Genomic DNA, 14,554 nt, shown 5'->3' with positions numbered 1-14,554 from the left:
CTCCCGGCGAGCCGCCCCCTTTGGCGGTAGTTTGGAACCATGAGTCAACCCGCTTCGAGCTATAACGACGACCTGCGCCTTGCCCATGTACTGGCAGATTCCGTAGATTCCCAGACCATGAGCCGCTTCAAGGCGCTCGACCTTCGGATCGAAACGAAGCCTGACCTGACGCCGGTGACGGATGCGGACAAGTCCGCAGAGGAAGCGATCCGCGGCCAACTGTCCCGCTCCCGCCCGCGCGATGCCGTCCTGGGCGAGGAATTCGGCAGCTCCGGCCACGGGTCCCGGCGCTGGATCATCGACCCCATCGACGGGACCAAGAACTTCGTCCGGGGTGTCCCCGTCTGGGCCACCCTGATCGCCCTCGTGGACGAGGGCGAGCCCGTCGTCGGCGTCGTCAGTGCACCGGCGCTGGGCAAGCGCTGGTGGGCGGCCAAGGGTGCCGGCGCCTACATGGGCCGATCGCTCGCCGCCGCGACCCGGCTGAAAGTCTCCAACGTCTCCCAGCTCTCGGACGCTTCCCTGTCCTACTCAAGCCTGGGCGGCTGGAAGGAACGCGGAAACCTCGACGAGTTCCTGGGCCTCACCGAGGAAGTATGGCGGACCCGCGCCTACGGCGACTTCTGGTCCTACTGCCTGGTGGCCGAGGGCGCCGTCGACATCGCCTGCGAGCCCGAACTGAACCTGTATGACATGGCGGCCCTTGTCCCGATCGTCACGGAAGCCGGCGGCCGCTTCACCTCGCTCGAGGGTGAGGACGGGCCGTTCGGCGGCAACGCCCTGGCCACGAACTCGATCCTGCACTCGGAGGTCCTCAAGCGCCTCAACCCGGGACTGGACGACCTGCTGTAAGGTCCCGCTTACGGACGACGGCGGACTCCCGTGCGGGGGCGTCCGCCGTCGTTCTGCTGTGCCGCGGGGCTCCCCGCGCTCAAGATATCCCGAAGGTCGATGCATCACTCTGGCCACGGCAGCGGGCCTGAGTGCCCGCCGCGACGCGGCCTGGCCCTTTTCTGGGAGGAGAACAGCCATGTCCGGAACACATCCAACGGCGGATCCCGCATCCGGGGAATCCGGATCGGGGCCGGTCCTACTGGCGCTCATTGCGAGGTACCGGGACCTGGACCACGATTCGGCTGCGCGGCTGCATGCTGTCTCCGCCGAGCTCGCCCCGGACCTCCTCGCCAGCAGTCCCGCCGTTTCCGGATCGCTGGTCTTGTCCACCTGCAACCGCTTCGAAATCTACTGCGAAGTCCCCTCGGCCCCGGACGTTGAGTGCGCGCGGTCCGATGCGCTGGCCGCCCTCAGCCGATGCTCCGGCCTGCCGGCCGCCCTGCTCACGTCGCATTTCGAGTACCTCCAGGGCGCGTCGGTCCCCGCGCACCTCTTCGCGGTGGCGGCCGGACTGGATTCCGTTGTGGTCGGCGAGCGCCAGGTGTCCGGCCAGGTCCGCCGCGCCCTCGCCGACGCCCAGCTGGCGGGTACGGCCGGCGGACGGTTGAGTCGGCTGTTTCAAGCGGCCTCCCGCGTTTCCAAGGAGGTAGGGGCGCGGACAGCCCTCAGCGCCGCCGGACGATCCATCGCCACCGTCGCCCTGGATCTGGCAGCCATAGGATCCAGCCAGGGAAGCCTGGCCGGGGCATCCGTGGTCCTGGTAGGCACGGGTGCCTACGCCGCGCACGTGGCGGAACTCCTGAGAACCAGGCAATGCATCAGTGTTGCCGTCTACTCCCACTCCGGGCGGGCGGCTGCATTTGCGGCCGCCCGGGGCGGAACGCCGCTGACAGAGCGGGAGCTGCCCGCCGCCGCCGCCGCGGCAGACGTCATCATCGGCAGCAGCGGCACCGGGGCTCGCATTGGCGCCGCCAGCTTGGCGCGCTGGAGGCAGGACGCAGCCCGTCCGCTTACCGTCATTGACTTGGCTCCCAGCCACGATTTCGACCCGCACGTGGCGGAACTGCCGGGCGTCGAACTGATCACGCTGGGATCCGTGCAGCTTGCCGCTCCCCCAGCGGACGCCGAAGCACTTCGCCTCGCCCATACCCTGGTCGGGCAGGCTGCCCGGCAATTCGAGGAGCAGGAAGCGCTCCGTGCCGTCGACGCCGCCGTCGTTGCCCTGCGCCGGTACATCCAGGACGTCCTCGACGCCGAAATGGAGCGGGTCAGACGGCAACACGGTGGTGGCGCCCTGGCTGAGGACGTGAACATCGCCCTGCGCCGCATCGTCCGGCGGCTGCTCCATACACCGACCGTCCGGGCCAGGGAGCTGGCCACGGCCGGTCGGCAGGCCGACTACACGGCAGCCCTGGAGGCCTTGTTCGGCCTTGATGTCCAGCTCAGCAGCGCAGCCAGCGCCGCGCCGTAGGGTGCGACGCACCAAAGGCAGCAGCCACTGCGGTGCGTAACAAAGCGCTTCACATTCCTGCCCGGCCTTTTCCGCGGCGGCCGGGATGTCCTAGGCTCGAAGCAGGTCACGAGTGCCAGCGCTAAACCCCGGTTTGCTGGCCGGCAACCCTCCATTCGCGGTGGGGTGCCCCGGGTGACGACCTGGCCGGTCCGGAACGGACCCGGCAAGCGCGGATCCCCGGTGCGTGGGGTCCTTTTTCGAGCGAGGTCCCATGACAACTGCCACTTTTCCTGCCACCTTTCCTGCCTCCCTTCCTGCCTCCGGCGGCGGCCGCCCCGCGTCCGCAGCGGCGCTCCCGGACCGCTTCGCCGTCGCCGGCAGGCCGCTCGCCGCGGTCACCGGGGCGGAGATCCAGGCCCCGCTGATCCAAGGCGGACACGTCCGCTACGCCAACCTGGACTACGGAGCCTCCGCCCCCGCGCTGTCCGTGGTGTCGGCCTACCTGAACGAGATCCTGCCGTTCTACGCCAGCGTCCACCGCGGCGCCGGCTACGCCTCCCAGATCAGCACCTCCGTGTACGAAAACGCCCGCAACATCGTCCGCGAGTTTGTCGGCGGCCGCCCGGACGACTCCGTGATCTTCACCCGCAACACCACCGACTCGCTGAACCTGCTGGCCGGCTGCCTGCCGGTCAGCGACGGCAGGCACACCGGGGAGGTTCTCTACCTCGACATCGAGCACCACGCCAACCTGCTGCCCTGGCAGAGAGTGCCGCACCGCGCCGTCGTGGCCGCCCCCACCCTTGCCGCCACTCTGGACAAGCTGCGCGAGCAGCTGGCGCAAGGCGGCATCAGCCTGCTCGCCGTCACCGGCGCCTCCAACGTCACCGGCGAGATCCTGCCCATCCGCACCCTGGCCGCCCTTGCCCACGAGTACGGCGCCCGGATCGTCGTCGATGCGGCCCAGCTCGCCCCGCACCGGCGCATCGACATCACCGCGGACGACGTCGACTACCTCGCCTTCTCCGGCCACAAGCTCTACGCGCCGTTCGGCTCCGGCGTGCTGGTGGGCCGCCCGGACTGGCTCGACGCCGGCACCCCGCACCTGGCCGGCGGCGGAGCCGTCAGCGACGCCAGGCTGGACACGGTCAGCTGGACCACCGGCCCGGCCCGGCACGAGGGCGGCTCCCCCAATGTGTTGGGCGCGGCAACACTGGCCCGGGCCACCCAGGTGATTGCCGCCCTGGACCGGACGCAGTGGTACGCCCACGAGGAGGCCATCCGCTCCTTCCTCGTCGAGGGTCTCCGGCGGATCGACGGCGTGAGCGTCCACCGGATCTTCGCGGACACGGACCCCGAAGGCGACGGGCAGGGCGCCGGCATGATCGGCGTCGTCAATTTTTCGGTCGAAGGCTACGACGCCGGCCTCGTTGCCGCCTACCTTTCCGCCGAGCACGGCATCGGCCTGCGTGACGGCCGGTTCTGCGCCCACCCGCTGCTCAAGCGGCTGGGCCTGCCCTCGGGCTCGCTGCGGGCCAGCTTCGGCCTCGGCTCGCGGCTCGAGGATGCGCAGCGGCTGCTTGCCGGCATCCAGGAGCTGCGGCGGACCGGCCTCGGCTGGGACTACGTGGTGGATGCCGGCCGCTGGGTGCCGTCCAACGACGCCCGCAGCTACCCGCACTGGGCACCGAACACGCCGGGGACCGCCGGCGCCGCGCCGTGCGCGGTGGTGGAGTAGGCCTACGAACCCCCGGACCGGTGCCGGTGCCCGCGTGCGGTAAATTCGAAAGGTACCCATCAGACCTGCCGAAGGAGATCGCACGTGGCACGCGGCGGCCCCACCCTGCACGGTGGACCCAAACTTCATCAGGACCGCCGCCGGGAACTCGGGCAGAGCTTCCGGGACGGCGGCGCCCACTATGAGCGGGTCCGCCCGGGATATCCCGGCGAGTCGGCCGAGTGGCTGATCCCGGCCGGCGCGAGGGACGCCGCGGACATCGGCGCCGGAACCGGCAAGTTCACGGCCCTCCTGGCTGAACGCGGGCTGCACACCGTCGCGGTCGATCCTTCCGCCGATATGCTCGAACAGCTCCGGCGGACACTGCCCGGCGTGGCCGCCGCCGAGGGCACCGCCGAAGACACCGGGCTGGCTCCGGCAGCCTACGATCTTGTCACGATCGCCCAGGCCTGGCACTGGTGCGACCCGCTCCGTGCCAGCACCGAGATCGCCAGGATCCTGCGCCCGCACGGCGCAATGGGGCTGATCTGGAACCAGCTGGACACCGCCGTTCCCTGGGTCCACCGGCTCACGCGGATCATGCATGCCGGCGACGTGCACAAGCCCCACTTCAAACCGCCCCTCGGGCCCGAGTTCGCCGGCCTCGAGAGCCACCGGACCCGTTGGGAGGATCCGCTGACCACAGCGGACATTATGGAACTGGCAAAATCCCGGAGCTACTACCTTGCCGCCGGTGAGGCGGCCCGGGCCAAGGTGCTCGCCAACCTCGACTGGTACCTGCACGAGCATCTGGGCCATGCCCCCGGCGAGGTGCTTCCGCTGCCCTACCTGACCCAGAGCTGGCGGGCCGTCCGGGCCTGAGGATGTCCGGCCACGTTGCAGGCAGTGGCCGCGGGGGTTTATGGTTTCGGTATACCTAACAATCAGTTGTAGGCAGTCATAACTTTGGGACCGGCCCACCATCCGCCGGGACCGACCGTCGCGTCAATGTTGACGCCCCGAGCCATGGGAGCCGCAGTGCTGGAAGTAACTGGACACCAACCGCCGGCGGCGGGAGCGCCCAACCGGCGGACACCGGGAGCGCGCAGGGCACTGCTCGGACTGCTGGGTCCTGCCTTCGTGGCCTCCATCGCCTACGTGGACCCGGGCAACGTCGCCGCCAACCTCACGGCCGGGGCGCAGTACGGCTACCTCCTGGTCTGGGTCCTCGTCGCGGCCAACGTCATGGCCGTGCTGGTCCAGTACCAGTCCGCAAAACTCGGCATCGTGACCGGCAAGAGCCTCCCGGAGATCCTCGGCGAACGGCTCAAGCCGTTCTGGCGGCGCGCCTTCTGGGTCCAGGCCGAAATCGTGGCCGCAGCCACCGACCTCGCGGAGGTCGTGGGCGGAGCGATCGCCCTGTACCTGCTCTTCGGGCTGCCCCTGCCCCTCGGCGCCGTGATCGTCGGCGGCGTGTCGATGCTCCTGCTCGCGGTACAGGCCAAGAACAAACAACGGCCCTTCGAATTCGTCATCATCTTCCTGCTGGGCATCATCACCATCGGATTCCTGGCCGGCCTCTTCATCAGCCCGCCCAGCCCCGGCGGCGTCCTGGCCGGGCTGGTGCCGGGCTTCCAGGGGCCGGACACGGTCCTGCTGGCCGCGAGCATGCTGGGCGCGACGGTGATGCCGCACGCCATCTACGTCCACTCCGCCCTGTCCCGTGACCGGCACCGTCCCAATCCGCACCTGCATGTTCCGCTGCCCGCGATGGCCAGGCTGGTCAAGGCCACCCGGTGGGACGTCGTGGTGGCGCTCGCCATCGCCGGCATCGTAAACATCGGCATGCTGCTGCTGGCCGCGTCAACGCTGGGCGGACAGGACGGGACGGAGACCATTGAGGGGGCGCACGCCGCGATCACCGCCAACCTGGGGCCCGTCGTCGGCGTCATCTTCGCCGTCGGCCTGCTCGCCTCGGGCCTGGCCTCCACCTCGGTGGGCTGCTACGCCGGCGGAACCATCATGCAGGGCCTGCTCAAGATCCGCATCCCGCTGATGACCCGCCGCGTCATCACGCTGATCCCGGCCGTCGTGCTTCTGTCCGTGGGCTTCGACCCCACGTGGGGCCTCGTCCTCAGCCAGGTTGTGCTGAGCTTCGGCATTCCCTTCGTCCTGGTCCCCCTGGTGGTCCTGACCAGCAACAAGACGCTCATGGGCCGCTTCGCGGACGGCATCCCGCTCCGGACTGCCGCCATTATCAGCGTGGTCCTGGTGGTTGCCCTGAACCTGGTGCTGCTGTGGCTCACCTTGTCCGGGGCTGCCGGACGGTAGGCTTGTGGCTGTGAAGACCAGCTCGCCATCCTCCTCCATCGAGGACTACGTCAAGGTCATCTACTCCTTCACGGAGTGGCAGGACAAACCCATCACCTCCACGCAGCTGGCCCAGCGGCTCGGCGTCGCCAACTCCTCGGTCTCCGAAATGGTCCGCAAGCTCAAGGACCAGGGCCTGGTGGACCACCAGCCGTACAGCGCGATCACACTGACGGCCGACGGCGTCCGGCTGGCCCTGTTGATGGTCCGGCGTCACCGGCTGATCGAAACCTTCCTCGTCCAGGAGCTGGGCTACCGCTGGGACGAGGTCCACGACGAAGCCGAGCTGCTGGAGCACGCGGTCTCGGACACCTTCATCGAGCGGATGGCGGCCAAGCTGGGGAACCCGCTCCGGGACCCGCACGGCGATCCGATCCCGGCCGTCGACGGCTCCGTGCTGATGCCCCCGGCCCACCGGATGAGCGATCTCGACGACGGCCACACCGGCCGGATCATCCGGATCAGCGACGAAAACCCCGAGTTGCTCCGCTACCTTGCCGCCGAGGAAATCGACCTTGACGCCGCCGTCGAAGTCATCGGCCGGAGGCCTTTCGGCGGCCCTCTCGTCGTCCGTGTCGGCTCCGGCGCCAGCGGGCGCGAGGTGGACCTCGCCGAGGAAGTAGCCTCGGCGCTGTGGGTTCACAGCGAGCCGGCCCACGCAGACTGCCGTATCGCAGGACGCTGAATGCCGGGCACGCCGAAGCAGGCCAGGGCAGGGAAACGCCCGGGCCTGCCGGGCTGGCGGGCGTGGGCGGCCGTGGCGGCCGGCGGGTTGCTGGGAACGGAGCTGCGCTACGCGGCTGGCCTTGCCTTTCCGGAGGCGGCAGACGCGGTGCCGTGGACCACCCTGGCGATCAACGTCGTAGGCAGCTTTGTGCTCGCCACCCTCACCACCGTCTGGATCGCTCGGCCCAAGACCGCCTTCTGGCTCCGGGCCGGTCTCGGCCCCGGGCTGCTGGGTTCCTTCACCACCTTCTCAGCGGTCGTCTTCTCGGTGGACCAGCAGCTCCGCGGCGGCATCCACGGAACCTGGCTGGCCTATCTGGGGCTTTCCCTGGTGCTCGGGCTCGGGGCCGCCGCCGCCGGCTGGAAGTCCGGCAAGGCGCTGTCCGACCTGAGGGGAAGGGTCTCATGATCGCCGCGCTGCTCGTGGGCGTCTTCGGGGTGGCCGGGGCCCTGCTGCGGTTCGCCGTTGATTCCTGGTTTGCACACCGCCCGGGGCCCCACCCGCACTGGCCCTGGGCAACCTTGACGGTGAACATCGTCGGATCTTTCATCATCGGCCTGTCCATCGGAGTGACGGACCGGCTTGGCCTGGGACCCGAATGGCATGCCGGGCTCGCGACCGGCTTGGCCGGGGGCCTGACCACCTTCAGCTCCTGGACCACCGCCACGGTGCGGCTTGTCAGCGAGACGCGCTACCGCGCCGCCGCACTCAATGTGGCCGCCAATCTGCTGGCCGGCCTTGCTGCCGCGGCGCTCGGCCTCAGCCTGGCTGGCTAGAGGCGTCCGGCGCCTGCTTAGCCTCCCCCGGCCGGTTCCGGATGCCGACGGCGGAGCACACCGCCCCCACGACGAACAGCGCCGCGGTGACCGCCGAGGTGTTGTGCAGGCCCGACGTCGTGACGGCCGGTCCCGTGATCACCCCCGCGACAGCGATTCCGACCAGGCCTGCGATACGGGCGACGGCGTTATTAACGGCCGAGCCGATCCCGGCTTCTTCGGGATCCACCGCTCCGAGGATGGCCGCGGTGAGCGGTGCCACAGTGACGGCCAGGCCCAGACCGAAGACCAGCAACCCCGGCAGGACCTGGCCGACGTAGTTCAGCGGCAGGCCGATGGTGAGCATCAGCAGGAACCCGGAGGCGCACAGCAAGGGTCCCCCGGTCATGAACCAGCGGGGACCGAAGCGGCCGGCAAGGGCTCCGGCCCGGGAGGAGAGCAGCAACAGGATGAGGGTGGAGGGCAGCAGGGCGAAGCCGGCCGCGGTGGCACGCAGCCCGGCCACCTGCTGCAGGAACAGGCCCAGCACGAAGAAGCCAAGCGACAGGGCGCCGTAGATCGCCGTCGTCGCGATGTTGCCCCAGCCGAAGTTGCGGACGGCGAAAAGCCGCAGCGGCATCATCGGGGCCGGAGTCCGCGCCTCATGGATCAGGAATGCGGTCAGGCCCGCGGCTCCGGCGGCCAGCGGCAACCAGACCTGGGGAGAGCCCCAGCCCATGCTGCCGCGGGCAATGAGGGCATAGACGGCACCACCAAGCCCCAAGACCGCCAGGATGGTCCCGATGACGTCGATCCGGCCGCCGGGAGTGCGCGCGAGATCCAGTTCCCGCAGTTTGAGTAGGACCGGCCAGACGGCAATTGCCGGCACCACGTTGAGGAAGAAGATGATCCGCCACGTCCACAGATCGACGGAGAGGCCACCGAGCAGCGGCGCCGCGACGATCGCCCCGGACGTCCACGCCGACCATCGCCCGATCGCCAGGGACTGCGCCGGGCCGCTGAAAACGCTCACGATCAGCGCGAGCGAACTCGGCACGAGCAGGGCCCCGGCGACACCCTGCAAACCGCGGGCCAGGATCAGCGACTCCCCGCTCCAGGCGAGGCCGCAGAGCACGGAGGTGGCGGTGAAACCGGCGAGGCCCCATTGCAGGACCCGGACCCGGCCGAACTGGTCCGAGAGGGATCCCGCCACCAGGATCAGCGCGCCGAGGGTCAGGAGGTACGCGTCCACCACCCATTGCTGGACCACGAGGCCGCCGCCCAGCTCCCGCCCGATCGCCGGCAGGGCCAGATTGACCACCGACCCGTCCAAGAAAGCGATGAAGGAGGCGATGATCGCGACGAACAGGACGCGTCTTTTCAGGACGGACAGGGCTGCGGCGGGCGTTCCGGACATGGCTGCTGCCTTCCTCACTGCCTCCCGTGGCAAGGCGGAACCGGGTTTGTGATGAGCCTAACACCGCGGCGCCCAGGCCGCCTGCAGGGCCTGCTGCCGCCCTGCCATCACGTATCGTTGATGGATGATTACCCGACGTGTTGCAGCCCAGATCCTCGATATTCCGCTGGAGATGGCTCACCGTCACGGTATCCCCCCACGTCTCTCCGATGCGGACCTCGGCGAGCTCCTCGACAATCCCCCGGCATGGCTGGTCCAGTCCCGGGCGAACCGGACGGGCAAGCGCCCGGTCTGGGTCCAGTTGACCTGTGCGGTCTGCGGGTTCTCCGAAGCGGCCCGGCCGAAGAAGTGGTGGCCGGAGTTCACCTATGTCATCTGCGCCGATCACGCGTCGTATGAGATCCCGCCGCTCGGTAAGGGGCTGGTCCGCAGCGAGTATGAGGGAGTCGGCAGCCGCTTCGTCGGCATCGTGGACGTCGCGGTGCCGGAGGCGTAACTTAAGAAGAACGGGGCCACGCGGGCCCCTCCGCCTCAGGGAGGGCGCAATGCCTGACAAAACGCCGCACCAGCACCAGGCCAAGAAGCCGGTGAAAACCATCAAGGAAAAACGGGCCGAGAAGAAGACCAAGAACATCGCGGAAACCCACGCGGACCCGGTAGCGCACATCAAGAAACGCTGAGAATAAACGCTGAGCGGGAACGCCCGGGCACACGGAGCCAAAGCTCGGACAATCAAAAAGGCCGGAAGCATGAGCTTCCGGCCTTTTTATACGGGGTGGAGCACCGTTTCCGGCGCTCCCATGTGGAGATGGGGGGAATTGAACCCCCGTCCGATGTCGTGTTGTCAGGGCTTCTCCGGGCGCAGTTTGCGTCGGACTTTCTCGGCCCCGGCCACGCTGCAAACAGCTGGCCGATCCGGGCCCAGTCATCTAAGAGTCCCGTTCACCCCGATGACGGGGGTAAACAGCAGTGGCTATCTAAATGACGCCAGGATCCGGGGCAATAGCAACCTCGGGCTGACGGACTGTCTTACTGCTTAGGCAGCAAGAGCGAAGTCAGTGCGTTTTGATTCGGCACTTATTGGTTTGCAGACAGCGTTTACGAGATAATTCTGCATCCTCGGCCCGCTTCACCTGTCGCGACTAACATCGTCGAAACCGATCATCCCCGTATTTTTTTATCAAACCGGACAGGTCTGCAGCTGAACCGCTCCTCTGTTGCTGAACCGATTCCGCTCGTTTCCTTCCCGGACTATCAAGCATAACGCACGCCCCCGCAGAATGATTCCCGCTAGCGGCGGTTCCGTTCGCGCATCACCCGCAGGGCCTCGCGCTTGTCCTGCTGCTCGCGCAGCGTCTGGCGCTTGTCGTATTCCTTCTTGCCGCGGGCGACGCCGATTTCCACCTTCGCGCGTCCGTCCAGGAAGTACAGCTGCAGCGGCACGATCGTGAAGCCTGACTCACGGATCTTGTGCGAGATCTTGGTGAGCTCGTCGCGGTGCAGCAGGAGCTTCCGACGCCGGCGGGCGGCATGGTTGGTCCAGCTCCCCTGGTGGTACTCGGGGATGTGGATGCCCTCCATCCACAATTCGTCGTTGTAGAAGGTGCAGAAGCCGTCGACCATGGAGGCGTGGCCCGCGCGGAGCGACTTCACTTCCGTCCCCATGAGCGCGATACCGGCCTCGTAGGTGTCGAGGACGTGGTAGTCGTGCCGGGCCTTGCGGTTGGTGGCCACTACCTTACGGCCACTTTCTTTCGGCACGGTAGAACTCCTTGAATCGTGTGTTGGCTGGCTGCGCGCCAGGGGCGCGGGGTCAGCGGTCAGGGGTCCGGAGCCACTCCGGCGCGGATTTCTTCCAGTTTACGGCAGAGCCGCGGTACAGCCGCGAGGCTTCGCTCCGGGCGGATCAGAGCAGGTTCATCGGATCAACGGCCCGGCCGTTGAGCCAGGTCTCGAAGTGCGAATGGCAGCCGGTGGAGTTTCCGGTGGTTCCGGAATAGGCGATCAGCTGCCCCTGGCTGACCTGCTGCCCGCGGGACACAACAACGCTGGTGTTGTGGTAAAAAATCGTGGTCAGCGAGTTGCCCTGGACAACACCATGCGAGATCTTCACGTTGTTGCCGCCGCCGTCGTTGGCCCAGCCGGCGGAGAATACGGTACCCGCCGCCGGCGCGTAGACCGGAGTGCCGCAGGCGGCGCCGAAGTCGATGCCGGTGTGCATATAGCCACCCTGGCCATAGAAGTCGATGGTGCCCGGCGGAGTCGCGCGCCAACCGAAGCCGGAGGTGATCGGGACGCCGTTGAAGGGACTCCGCAGGCCGAACGCCGACGGCGGACCCTGCGCCGGGGGGACGTAGGGCTGGACCTCCTGGCCCTGGGCGCGGGCGGCTGCCGCGGCAGCTTCGGCAATGCGCCGCTGCTCGGCTTCCCAGGCCTCGCGCAGCTTCCGGTCGCGCTCGGCGATTTCCGCGGCGACGGCGTCCTGCTGGGCCTTGACCTGAGCCAGCTGGCTCTGGATGCCCGGCTTGGCCGCCTGCAGTTCGGCGTCGAGCCGGGTGGTGTCCGCGATGAGCTTGTCCACCTGGGCCTTCTTGGCCTCGGCCTCGTCACGGGCCGCCTTTTCCCGCGCCAGCGCTGCGTCTGCCTTGGCCTTAAGGTCCTTGATTTCGGCTTCCACCGCTTCGAGGCGGGCCTGGGCGTTGGTGTTCGTGGCGCTTTGCTGGGTGAGCTTGTCCATCGCCGCGTTCTGGCTGCGCATCGCCTGGTCGGCGAGGTCGATCGTTTCCGTCAGGCTGCCGTTGTTCGAGCCGAAGAACAGCGAGAGGTTGGAGGGGACGCCGCCGGACTTGTAAGCCTGGGTTGCGATCTGCCCGATCAGCTTCTTGGTGTCCGCGATCTTTTGCTTGTCGGTCTCCAGTTGCTGTGTGATCTTGGCTTTGTTCTGCTGCGCGAGATCCACCCGTGCCGCCAGGGCCTCGACCTCCTTGACGGCGCCAGCCACCCGGCCCTGGGCCTCGAGGAGTGCCTGCTGCGCCCCGGGAAGCTGCCCCTGGAAGAGGACCAGGTCGCCTGCGGCCTGGGCAATGCGGGCATCCACGAATTCGAGGGAGTGCTGGACCCGGGCCGCCTCGTCCCGGAGCGCGGCCTGCTGGTCTTCCAGCTCGTCCGCGAACGCCACCGGAGTCGAGGTGCCCAGGCTGGCCGCAAGCACCAGCGCCAGTGCGGCGCTGATCATGCGGCCGCGGAGTCCGGCCAGGCGGCGTCCGGCCAGGCGCTGTCCGGCCTGGCTGAACGGCCGTGCCTGTCGATCCGTCGGTGTCATGTGCCATCCCTTTTCGTTGCGCAAGCTAGACCCTCAGATAACGGCGGAGGGTCAGCAGTGAGGAAATTCCGGCCAGGAGAACGCCCATCCCGATCAGGGCCGGGGCCAGGATCAGGGTCTGCCCGGGTGAGATGAAGGCCGTGTCCGGATACTGCCTGGACAGATAGTCGCCGAGGAAGAAGTGGGCCACCGCCCAGAGCGTGCCCGAGGCCAGGGCGGCGCCGATCACGGCCGCAATTACGCCCTCCAGGATGAACGGCAGCTGGATGACCATCTTGGAGGCGCCCACGAGGCGCATGATCCCGGTTTCGCGGCGGCGGCTGAACGCGGACAGCCGGATGGTGGTGGCGATCAGCAGGATCGCGCAGATAATCATCACGCCGGCGATGCTGACCGCCACGAGCGAGGCGGCATTCATCGCGGAGAACAGCCGCTCGAGCAGCTGGCGCTGGTCGATCACGGTCTCCACGCCGGCCTGCGAGGAAAAGGTCTCGCTGATGATCTGGTACTTCTCCGGGTCCTTCATGTTGATCCGAAAGGACGCCGGCAGCTGGTCCGGCGTCACGGAGTCAACGATCGGGGAATTCGAGAACTGTTCCTTGAAGTGTTTGTAGGCGTCGTCCTTGGACTCGAACTGGAAGTCGTTGACGTACTGGGCCACCGCGGGCGACTGCAGGAGCGCGCGCAGGTTCTCCTGCTGCTCCGGCGTCGCCGGGCCGGTGGCGCAGCCGGCCGCCGTCGAACCGTCACTGCACAGGAAGATGGCCACCTGGACCTTGTCGTACCAGTAGCCCTTCATCTGGTTGATCTGCAGCTGCAGCATGCCGGCGGCACCGACGAACGTCAGGGACACAAAGGTCACCAGGATCACTGAGACCACCATGGACAGGTTGCGGCGCAGGCCGCTGCCGATCTCGGCGAGAACGAAAGCAAGCCTCACAGCTGGCCCTCCCCCGCGGCCCGGGCGGCAGCGCGCGAGCCGGCGGGCGCCTCGCTGCCGGTGGAGGAGGCTGATCCGGCAGCGGGCTCGGGGTCCCGGCCGCTGGCGTCCCTGAGCCGGCGCGACTGTCCCACGACCGGGATCATCGAGGTGTACAGGGCCCTGGCCTCATCGCGGATCACGACGCCGTTCTTCAGCTCGACGACGCGCTTGCGCATCTCGTTGACGATGTCGTCGTCGTGCGTGGCCATCACCACCGTGGTCCCGTTCTGGTTGATCTTGTCCAGCACGCCCATGATGCCCATAGAGGTGGTGGGATCCAGGTTTCCGGTCGGCTCGTCGGCCAGCAGGATCCCGGGGCGGTTGACGACGGCGCGCGCAATCGCCACGCGCTGCTGCTCGCCGCCGGAAAGTTCGTGCGGCAGGCGGTTCTCCTTGCCCTCCAGACCGACGGTCTTCAGGACCTCGGGCACGGTGTCCCGGATGACGCTGCGGCTCTTGCCGATGACCTGCATCGCGAAAGCGACGTTGGCGAACACCGTCTTCTGCGGCAGCAGCCGGAAGTCCTGGAACACGACGCCGATCCCGCGGCGCAGCCGGGGAACCCGCCAGCTGGAAATCTTCGCCACGTTCTGGCCCGCGACGTAGACGGCGCCGGAGGAGGCGTGGTCCTCCTTGAGGACCAGCCGGAGGAAGGTCGACTTGCCGGAGCCCGAGGCGCCGACCAGGAAGGCAAATTCGCCACGGTCGACCTCAAGGTTGATCGAATCCAGCGCGGGGCGCGCCTTCTGGTCATAGACCTTGGTGACATTTTCGAATCGGATCATGGCCCTAAGTACCCTGCAGGGCGTGGCTCATGGCCAGTCCTGCTGCCGGTGCGCGGGCTTTCGGTGGGGGAAGGTAAAGCTCCGGCTTCTCGACTATACGCACGGGTAACTGCCGTTGATCTGGAGCGGCGG

General features: G+C 68.1%; 15 protein-coding genes, 1 other RNA gene and 1 riboswitch. Of the genes, 10 read left to right on the top strand and 6 right to left on the bottom strand.

The window, feature by feature from the left end; all coding sequences use genetic code 11:
- Positions 1-39 precede the first annotated feature (39 nt).
- The 8 genes from hisN (at position 40) to ABIB26_RS03150 (ending at position 7,937) form a co-directional block, all read left to right on the top strand.
- A complete protein-coding gene (hisN, locus tag ABIB26_RS03185) occupies positions 40-852 on the top strand; it encodes a histidinol-phosphatase (RefSeq protein ID WP_354239515.1) in 813 nt (270 codons plus the stop codon).
- A 178-nt stretch (positions 853-1,030) separates the two neighbouring features.
- Complete coding sequence (locus tag ABIB26_RS03180) at positions 1,031-2,365, top strand: glutamyl-tRNA reductase (RefSeq protein WP_354239513.1); 1,335 nt, start codon at positions 1,031-1,033, stop codon at positions 2,363-2,365.
- Positions 2,366-2,469: 104 nt separating this feature from the next.
- Positions 2,470-2,583: riboswitch (SAM riboswitch) on the top strand.
- Between the two features lie 35 nt (positions 2,584-2,618).
- Positions 2,619-4,085: an aminotransferase class V-fold PLP-dependent enzyme gene (locus tag ABIB26_RS03175; RefSeq protein ID WP_354239511.1), complete on the top strand. Its 1,467-nt coding sequence runs from the start codon at positions 2,619-2,621 to the stop codon at positions 4,083-4,085.
- Between the two features lie 84 nt (positions 4,086-4,169).
- Positions 4,170-4,946 carry a class I SAM-dependent methyltransferase gene (locus ABIB26_RS03170; RefSeq protein ID WP_354239509.1) on the top strand — a complete coding sequence of 259 codons (777 nt, stop codon included), beginning with the start codon at positions 4,170-4,172 and terminating at the stop codon, positions 4,944-4,946.
- 144 nt (positions 4,947-5,090) lie between these two features.
- Positions 5,091-6,395 carry an Nramp family divalent metal transporter gene (locus tag ABIB26_RS03165; RefSeq protein ID WP_502913613.1) on the top strand — a complete coding sequence of 435 codons (1,305 nt, stop codon included), beginning with the start codon at positions 5,091-5,093 and terminating at the stop codon, positions 6,393-6,395.
- A 10-nt stretch (positions 6,396-6,405) separates the two neighbouring features.
- The gene (locus tag ABIB26_RS03160; RefSeq protein WP_354239505.1) at positions 6,406-7,119 is read left to right on the top strand and encodes a metal-dependent transcriptional regulator; all 714 of its coding nucleotides are present in this window, start codon (positions 6,406-6,408) and stop codon (positions 7,117-7,119) included.
- Positions 7,120-7,569 carry a fluoride efflux transporter FluC gene (locus ABIB26_RS03155; RefSeq protein WP_354239503.1) on the top strand — a complete coding sequence of 150 codons (450 nt, stop codon included), beginning with the start codon at positions 7,120-7,122 and terminating at the stop codon, positions 7,567-7,569.
- A complete protein-coding gene (locus tag ABIB26_RS03150) occupies positions 7,566-7,937 on the top strand; it encodes a fluoride efflux transporter FluC (RefSeq protein ID WP_354239501.1) in 372 nt (123 codons plus the stop codon). The genes ABIB26_RS03155 and ABIB26_RS03150 overlap by 4 nt, the downstream gene beginning before the upstream one ends.
- On the opposite strand, the gene ABIB26_RS03145 is transcribed toward ABIB26_RS03150, so the two are convergent.
- A complete protein-coding gene (locus ABIB26_RS03145) occupies positions 7,921-9,333 on the bottom strand; it encodes an MFS transporter (protein ID WP_354239499.1) in 1,413 nt (470 codons plus the stop codon). The two genes, ABIB26_RS03150 and ABIB26_RS03145, sit on opposite strands and share 17 nt — an antisense overlap.
- 124 nt (positions 9,334-9,457) lie before the next feature.
- Here ABIB26_RS03145 and ABIB26_RS03140 point away from each other — a divergent pair, with 124 nt between their 5' ends.
- Positions 9,458-9,829: a hypothetical protein gene (locus ABIB26_RS03140; RefSeq protein WP_354239497.1), complete on the top strand. Its 372-nt coding sequence runs from the start codon at positions 9,458-9,460 to the stop codon at positions 9,827-9,829.
- 49 nt (positions 9,830-9,878) lie between these two features.
- Positions 9,879-10,013: a hypothetical protein gene (locus ABIB26_RS03135; RefSeq protein WP_354239496.1), complete on the top strand. Its 135-nt coding sequence runs from the start codon at positions 9,879-9,881 to the stop codon at positions 10,011-10,013.
- 120 nt (positions 10,014-10,133) lie between these two features.
- Here ABIB26_RS03135 and ssrA read toward each other — a convergent pair.
- The 5 genes from ssrA to ftsE form a co-directional block, all read right to left on the bottom strand.
- Positions 10,134-10,502, bottom strand: a transfer-messenger RNA (tmRNA) gene (gene ssrA / locus ABIB26_RS03130).
- 121 nt (positions 10,503-10,623) lie between these two features.
- Positions 10,624-11,094 carry an SsrA-binding protein SmpB gene (gene smpB, locus ABIB26_RS03125; protein WP_354239494.1) on the bottom strand — a complete coding sequence of 157 codons (471 nt, stop codon included), beginning with the start codon at positions 11,092-11,094 and terminating at the stop codon, positions 10,624-10,626.
- 145 nt (positions 11,095-11,239) lie between these two features.
- A complete protein-coding gene (locus ABIB26_RS03120) occupies positions 11,240-12,655 on the bottom strand; it encodes a peptidoglycan DD-metalloendopeptidase family protein (RefSeq protein ID WP_502913612.1) in 1,416 nt (471 codons plus the stop codon).
- Between the two features lie 25 nt (positions 12,656-12,680).
- Positions 12,681-13,595: a permease-like cell division protein FtsX gene (gene ftsX / locus ABIB26_RS03115; RefSeq protein WP_354239492.1), complete on the bottom strand. Its 915-nt coding sequence runs from the start codon at positions 13,593-13,595 to the stop codon at positions 12,681-12,683.
- Complete coding sequence (ftsE, locus tag ABIB26_RS03110) at positions 13,592-14,422, bottom strand: cell division ATP-binding protein FtsE (RefSeq protein ID WP_354239491.1); 831 nt, start codon at positions 14,420-14,422, stop codon at positions 13,592-13,594. Before ftsE ends, ftsX begins: the two co-directional genes overlap by 4 nt.
- Positions 14,423-14,554 lie beyond the last annotated feature (132 nt).

The organism is Arthrobacter sp. UYEF20, assembly GCF_040546335.1.
Lineage (GTDB): Bacteria > Actinomycetota > Actinomycetes > Actinomycetales > Micrococcaceae > Arthrobacter.
Note: the sequence above shows the minus strand (reverse complement) of the source record. Positions and strands in the feature narration are given on the sequence as shown.

Coding starts and splice junctions, on each gene's coding strand:
- ABIB26_RS03140 (WP_354239497.1), top strand. CDS start 9,458: ATGATTACCCGACGTGTTGCAGCCCAGATCCTCGATATTCCGCTGGAG.
- ABIB26_RS03155 (WP_354239503.1), top strand. CDS start 7,120: ATGCCGGGCACGCCGAAGCAGGCCAGGGCAGGGAAACGCCCGGGCCTG.
- ABIB26_RS03175 (WP_354239511.1), top strand. CDS start 2,619: ATGACAACTGCCACTTTTCCTGCCACCTTTCCTGCCTCCCTTCCTGCC.
- ABIB26_RS03180 (WP_354239513.1), top strand. CDS start 1,031: ATGTCCGGAACACATCCAACGGCGGATCCCGCATCCGGGGAATCCGGA.
- ftsE (WP_354239491.1), bottom strand. CDS start 14,422: ATGATCCGATTCGAAAATGTCACCAAGGTCTATGACCAGAAGGCGCGC.
- ABIB26_RS03120 (WP_502913612.1), bottom strand. CDS start 12,655: ATGACACCGACGGATCGACAGGCACGGCCGTTCAGCCAGGCCGGACAG.
- hisN (WP_354239515.1), top strand. CDS start 40: ATGAGTCAACCCGCTTCGAGCTATAACGACGACCTGCGCCTTGCCCAT.
- ABIB26_RS03135 (WP_354239496.1), top strand. CDS start 9,879: ATGCCTGACAAAACGCCGCACCAGCACCAGGCCAAGAAGCCGGTGAAA.
- ABIB26_RS03150 (WP_354239501.1), top strand. CDS start 7,566: ATGATCGCCGCGCTGCTCGTGGGCGTCTTCGGGGTGGCCGGGGCCCTG.
- ABIB26_RS03145 (WP_354239499.1), bottom strand. CDS start 9,333: ATGTCCGGAACGCCCGCCGCAGCCCTGTCCGTCCTGAAAAGACGCGTC.
- ABIB26_RS03165 (WP_502913613.1), top strand. CDS start 5,091: ATGGGAGCCGCAGTGCTGGAAGTAACTGGACACCAACCGCCGGCGGCG.